The 4603-nt window shown below is 70.2% G+C and carries 5 protein-coding genes; all 5 read right to left on the minus strand.

Translation table 11 applies throughout. The features are described from left to right. Nucleotides 1–123 precede the first annotated feature (123 nt). The 5 genes from AC08ON_RS04225 to rplU all read right to left on the minus strand — a co-directional run bounded on the left by AC08ON_RS04225 (nucleotide 124) and on the right by rplU (nucleotide 4309). On the minus strand, nucleotides 124–486 hold the full coding sequence (locus AC08ON_RS04225) for a hypothetical protein (protein WP_476606697.1): 363 nt from the start codon (nucleotides 484–486) through the stop codon (nucleotides 124–126). A 350-nt stretch (nucleotides 487–836) separates the two neighbouring features. Next, nucleotides 837–1952 carry a glutamate 5-kinase gene (proB, locus tag AC08ON_RS04230; protein WP_476606696.1) on the minus strand — a complete coding sequence of 372 codons (1116 nt, stop codon included), beginning with the start codon at nucleotides 1950–1952 and terminating at the stop codon, nucleotides 837–839. 4 nt (nucleotides 1953–1956) lie between these two features. Continuing rightward, complete coding sequence (gene obgE / locus AC08ON_RS04235) at nucleotides 1957–3546, minus strand: GTPase ObgE (protein WP_476606695.1); 1590 nt, start codon at nucleotides 3544–3546, stop codon at nucleotides 1957–1959. Nucleotides 3547–3719: 173 nt separating this feature from the next. Continuing rightward, nucleotides 3720–3986 (minus strand): 50S ribosomal protein L27, encoded by a 267-nt coding sequence (rpmA, locus tag AC08ON_RS04240; RefSeq protein ID WP_011435665.1) that lies wholly within the window; start codon nucleotides 3984–3986, stop codon nucleotides 3720–3722. A gap of 5 nt (nucleotides 3987–3991) precedes the next feature. Next, complete coding sequence (gene rplU / locus AC08ON_RS04245) at nucleotides 3992–4309, minus strand: 50S ribosomal protein L21 (protein ID WP_476606694.1); 318 nt, start codon at nucleotides 4307–4309, stop codon at nucleotides 3992–3994. Between the last annotated feature and the right edge of the window lie 294 nt (nucleotides 4310–4603).

Below are 4603 nucleotides of genomic sequence, written 5' to 3' on the forward strand. Positions count from 1 at the left end.
CCCCCCAGGCCAGGACCCGGGATCGGAAATGGCCGCCACCGGATTCCGGTGGCGGCCATTTCGGCATTGCCGAGCGGACCAGGGATCAGATCATTTCATCGAGTCTTCAACGGAGATGTCCGGTTACGAGAACAGGTTTATGGTGACCGACTTTCCACTGAACGGTCTCTGGAGGGGGAAGGTACGGCTGTAGTTGTCCGAGTTGTCGGAACACTGGACGCTGAAGGTGGCACTCGTGCCGGCCACCGGAACCTGCTGGAGGCTGAGGCTGTAGAAGCCGCCGGCGCCGACGCCGGACGAGTCGAACTCGCCGGCCGTCGTGCGGACCGCCACGCCTGCCGCGGCGCTGGCCGGGCACCTGGCGACGCCGCCGATCAAGACATTCGAACTGTTCAAATCCGCGCTCGCGGGAAGGGCCGATGCCAGCGTCAGCGCGCCGGCGGCTCCGGCCGAGGCGAGGAGACCCACGCTCTTACGCATTCTCATGACGAAATAACCTCTCTCAACAGATGCGACCTCTTGCCCGCCGAGGGAAGGTTACCCGACTCCGGAAACGCTATTCGCCGCCGTCGCTATTTTTTGCGCCGAGGCCTCTTCAGTTTTATCGGCGTCTTTCCGGGTAGCCGGGGTGAAATGCCGGGAAAGAACTGTTGACGGGCTCTCTCGAATTCCGGGCCACGAGGCGCGATAGACGCCGGTTTCCACTGGAATATCGTCGTCCAAGCCATCCCCAATCCGATATGTCTAATTATATGGACGGTCTTGTCCCGGGCCGGGAAACGGGCCGGCGCGCCTGGCTGTCACCTCAGCCCGGGTCGGGTGAGTAGCCGGCCGGGTCAGCGGGCCGGCAGCAGCAGCACGAGGTCGTCGCGGTGGACGATCTCACGTTCGTACGACGGTCCGAGTTCCATGGCGAGGTCGGCCGTCGAACGCCCGAGCATCACGGGCAGCTCCGCCGCGTCGAAGGCGACGAGCCCCCGCGCCACGGACCGCCCGTCGGGGTCGACCAGGTCCACCGGGTCCCCGGCGGCGAAGTCCCCCTCCACGCCGGTTATCCCGGCGGGCAGCAGCGACGCCCGCCGCCGTACCACCGCGGCCACCGCCCCGGAGTCCAAGTGCAGCCGGCCCTCGGGGGCGGTCGCGTGCGCCAGCCAGAGCAGGCGGGAGGCCCGACGCGACCCGGTGGGGTGGAAGACGGTGCCGACCTCGTCCCCCCGCAGCACCGGTGCGGCGTTCGCGGCCGAGGTGATGATCGCCGTGACGCCGCCGGAAGCCGCCATCCGGGCCGCCTCGATCTTGGTAGCCATCCCGCCGACCCCGACACCGGCGGTGCCCGTGCCCCGGGCGGTCAGCCCGTCCAGGTCGGTATCCGAACGCACCTCACGCACCATGGTCGCCGGGCCCAGCCTGGGGTTGGCGTCGTACAGGCCGTCCACGTCGGACAGAAGCACCAGCAGGTCCGCCGACACGAGATGGGCGACAATCGCGGCGAGCCGGTCGTTGTCGCCGACCCGGATCTCCTGGGTGGCCACCGCGTCGTTCTCGTTGATGATCGGGATGACGTCGAGCTCGAGCAGCCGGTCGAGCGCGGTCCGGGCGTTACGGTAGTGGGTGCGGCGGATCACATCGGTCGCCGTCAGCAGCACCTGGCCGACCTGGTGACCGGCCCGTCCGAACGCCGCCGCGTAGCTGTGTACGAGCGAGCTCTGGCCGACGCTCGCCGCCGCCTGCTGGGTGGCGAGGTCACGCGGCCGCCGGGCCAGGCCGAGCGGGGCGAGACCCGCGGCGATGGCCCCGGAGGACACCAGCACCAGTTGTTGTCCGGCCCGGGGCAGCACCGCGGCCACCAGCGCCTCAAGCCGGTCGACGTCCAGACCGCCGACGGCCGTCGTCAGCGAGGACGAACCGACCTTGACGACGACCCGGCGCGCGTCGGTCACGAACGGACGCACGCCTTCATCCTTTTTCTTCTCCTCGTACCGCCGGTTCTCCTCGTACCGCCGGGTCGACGACGGCGGCGGCGCGGCGAGCCATCCGTTCGGCCCGGGTCAACCGCACCGAGGTCCGCAACCGGTCGTCGGTCCCGCGCGGTCCGAGGGAGACCGAGGAAGCCGTGTCCCCACCTCGGCCGGGTGACGGTGCCGCACCGGAGGCCGCGGTGCCGGCCGGCCCGCGGCCACCCGGACCGGTCTCGGCGAGCCCGTCGCCACCCGGATGATCATCACCACCCAGCCCACCGTTCCCCAGCCCGCCGCCGCTCAGCGTTGGCTCCCAGTCGAACGTGACCTCGCCGATGGTCACCTCCACTCCCGCGGTGGCGCCGAGGCGAGCGAGCTCCTTCTCCACGCCGAGGCAGGCGAGCCGGTCGGCGAGAAAGCCGATCGCCTCGTCGTTGGTGAAGTCGGTCTGCCGCACCCAGCGCTCGGGCTTCGACCCGGTGATCAGGAAACCGTCGCCGAGGGGGCGCACCGTGAAGTCGGGCTCGTTCACCGCGCGGGGACGCAGCACGATGCGGGTCGCCGCCCGGGCCGGCGCGGCCGCCCGGTGCTGGGCGACGAGGTCGGCCAAGGCCAGGGACAGCGCGTGCACGCCACGTCGGGTCGCGGTACTCACCGCGAAGACCGCGAGGTCACGGGCTCGCAGCTCGGGAGCGACGAGCTCCGCGAGCTCCGCGGCGTCCGGAACGTCGATCTTGTTGAGGACGACCAGCCGGGGACGGTCGGACAGATCGGCGGAGTAGGCTGCGAGCTCGGCCTCGATGACGTCGAGGTCGGTCATCGGATCACGGCCCGGTTCCAGGGTGGCGCAGTCCAGCACATGCACGATCACCGAGCAGCGTTCGATGTGCCGGAGGAACTCCAAGCCCAGCCCGCGTCCCTCGCTGGCGCCCGGAATCAGGCCGGGGACGTCCGCGACCGTGTAGGGAGGACAATCACCCGCCTGCGCCACGCCGAGATTGGGCACCAGCGTCGTGAAGGGATAGTCGGCGATCTTCGGCTTGGCCGCGCTGAGCACCGACACCAGGGAGGACTTGCCGGCGCTGGGAAAACCGACGAGCGCGACGTCGGCCACGGTCTTGAGTTCCAGCACGGCGTCGAGCTGCTCGCCGGGCTCGCCGAGTTCGGCGAACCCGGGGGCCTTGCGGCGGGCCGACGCGAGCGCCGCGTTGCCCCGCCCCCCACGGCCGCCGCGGGCCAGTACGAACGCGCTGCCCGGTCCGACCAGGTCGATGATCTGCTCGCCGTCCTCCGTCAGCACGACGGTTCCGTCCGGCACCGGGAGGACGAGGTCCGCACCGTCCGCTCCGTGCCGGTTCGACCCCTGGCCGGGGCGTCCCCGAGAGGCGCGCTGATGCGGATGGAAGTGGAAGTCGAGCAGGGTGGTCACGCTCGGGTCCACCACGAGGCGGACATCACCACCCCGGCCACCGTCACCGCCGTCCGGCCCGCCCAGCGGCTTGAACTTCTCCCGGTGGATGGAGGCACAGCCGTGACCACCGTCCCCGGCCGTCGCGTGCAGCACCACCCGGTCGACGAATGTCGGCATCACCGCCTCCTCTCTACATCCCTCCCCGCGAGAGAGGCACCAAAGCCGCGCAACCACGCCCGGAAGGGCGGTGGTACGCGCGGCTGCTGGCTCACCAGTGATCGCCGATGATCGCCATCTGACGGCGACCAAGGCCACGCCGTCGAACCGACGGCGTGGCCTTGACGATCAGATTAAGCGGGTACCGCCGCCTCGGCCACCACGTTCACGACCCGACGGCCCCGCCGATGGCCGAACCGCACGTGCCCGGGCGAGAGCGCGAACAGCGTGTCGTCCTTGCCGCGCCCGACCAGATCACCCGGGTGGAAATGGGTCCCACGCTGACGGACGATGATCTCGCCGGCCTTCACGTACTGGCCGCCGAAGCGCTTCACGCCCAGCCGCTGCGCGTTCGAATCCCGCCCGTTGCGCGAGGAACTCGCGCCCTTCTTGTGCGCCATCCCGCTCAGGCCTTCCCGGTCTCGATGCCAGTCACCTTGAGACGCGTCAGCTTCTGGCGGTGACCCTGGCGCTTGTGGTAGCCGGTCTTGTTCTTGAACTTGTGGATCCGGATCTTCGGACCCTTGACGACGCCGACGACGTCGGCGGTGACCGCGACGGACGCGAGAGCGCCGGCGTCGTGGGTGACCGACTCGCCATCGACGAGCAGGAGCGCCGGAAGGTTCACGGCCGCGCCCGGCTCTCCGGAAAGGAGCTCGACGTCGACGACATCGCCGACGGCGACCCTGTGCTGCTTGCCGCCGCTGGCAACGACCGCGTACACCAGATCTCCCTGCTGTTGTTATGCCGCTGTGACCACACGGAACCCGAAAGGGCGTTCCCCGCGGAGCTTTGGGTGCGCATGAGCCGCGATCGGCCGGAACGCGGACGATCGGCGGTCATCCAGCGAGCATTGCCCGCTAGCGAGCATCGCCCCATCCGGATGAGCATGCGGGCTCCACCTTACAGGTCATCGGGAGCGGAGCGAAGGAGCGCCCGCCGCATACCGCGCATTCCGTCCCGCGCATCCCCCGCACGGCGGTCGCGTGTCCCGCACCCGACGGGCCCGCCGGGCGGC

This window comes from Frankia sp. CoWAU3, assembly GCF_977971855.1.

Coding starts and splice junctions, on each gene's coding strand:
- AC08ON_RS04225 (WP_476606697.1), bottom strand. CDS start 486: ATGAGAATGCGTAAGAGCGTGGGTCTCCTCGCCTCGGCCGGAGCCGCC.
- obgE (WP_476606695.1), bottom strand. CDS start 3,546: ATGCCGACATTCGTCGACCGGGTGGTGCTGCACGCGACGGCCGGGGAC.
- rpmA (WP_011435665.1), bottom strand. CDS start 3,986: ATGGCGCACAAGAAGGGCGCGAGTTCCTCGCGCAACGGGCGGGATTCG.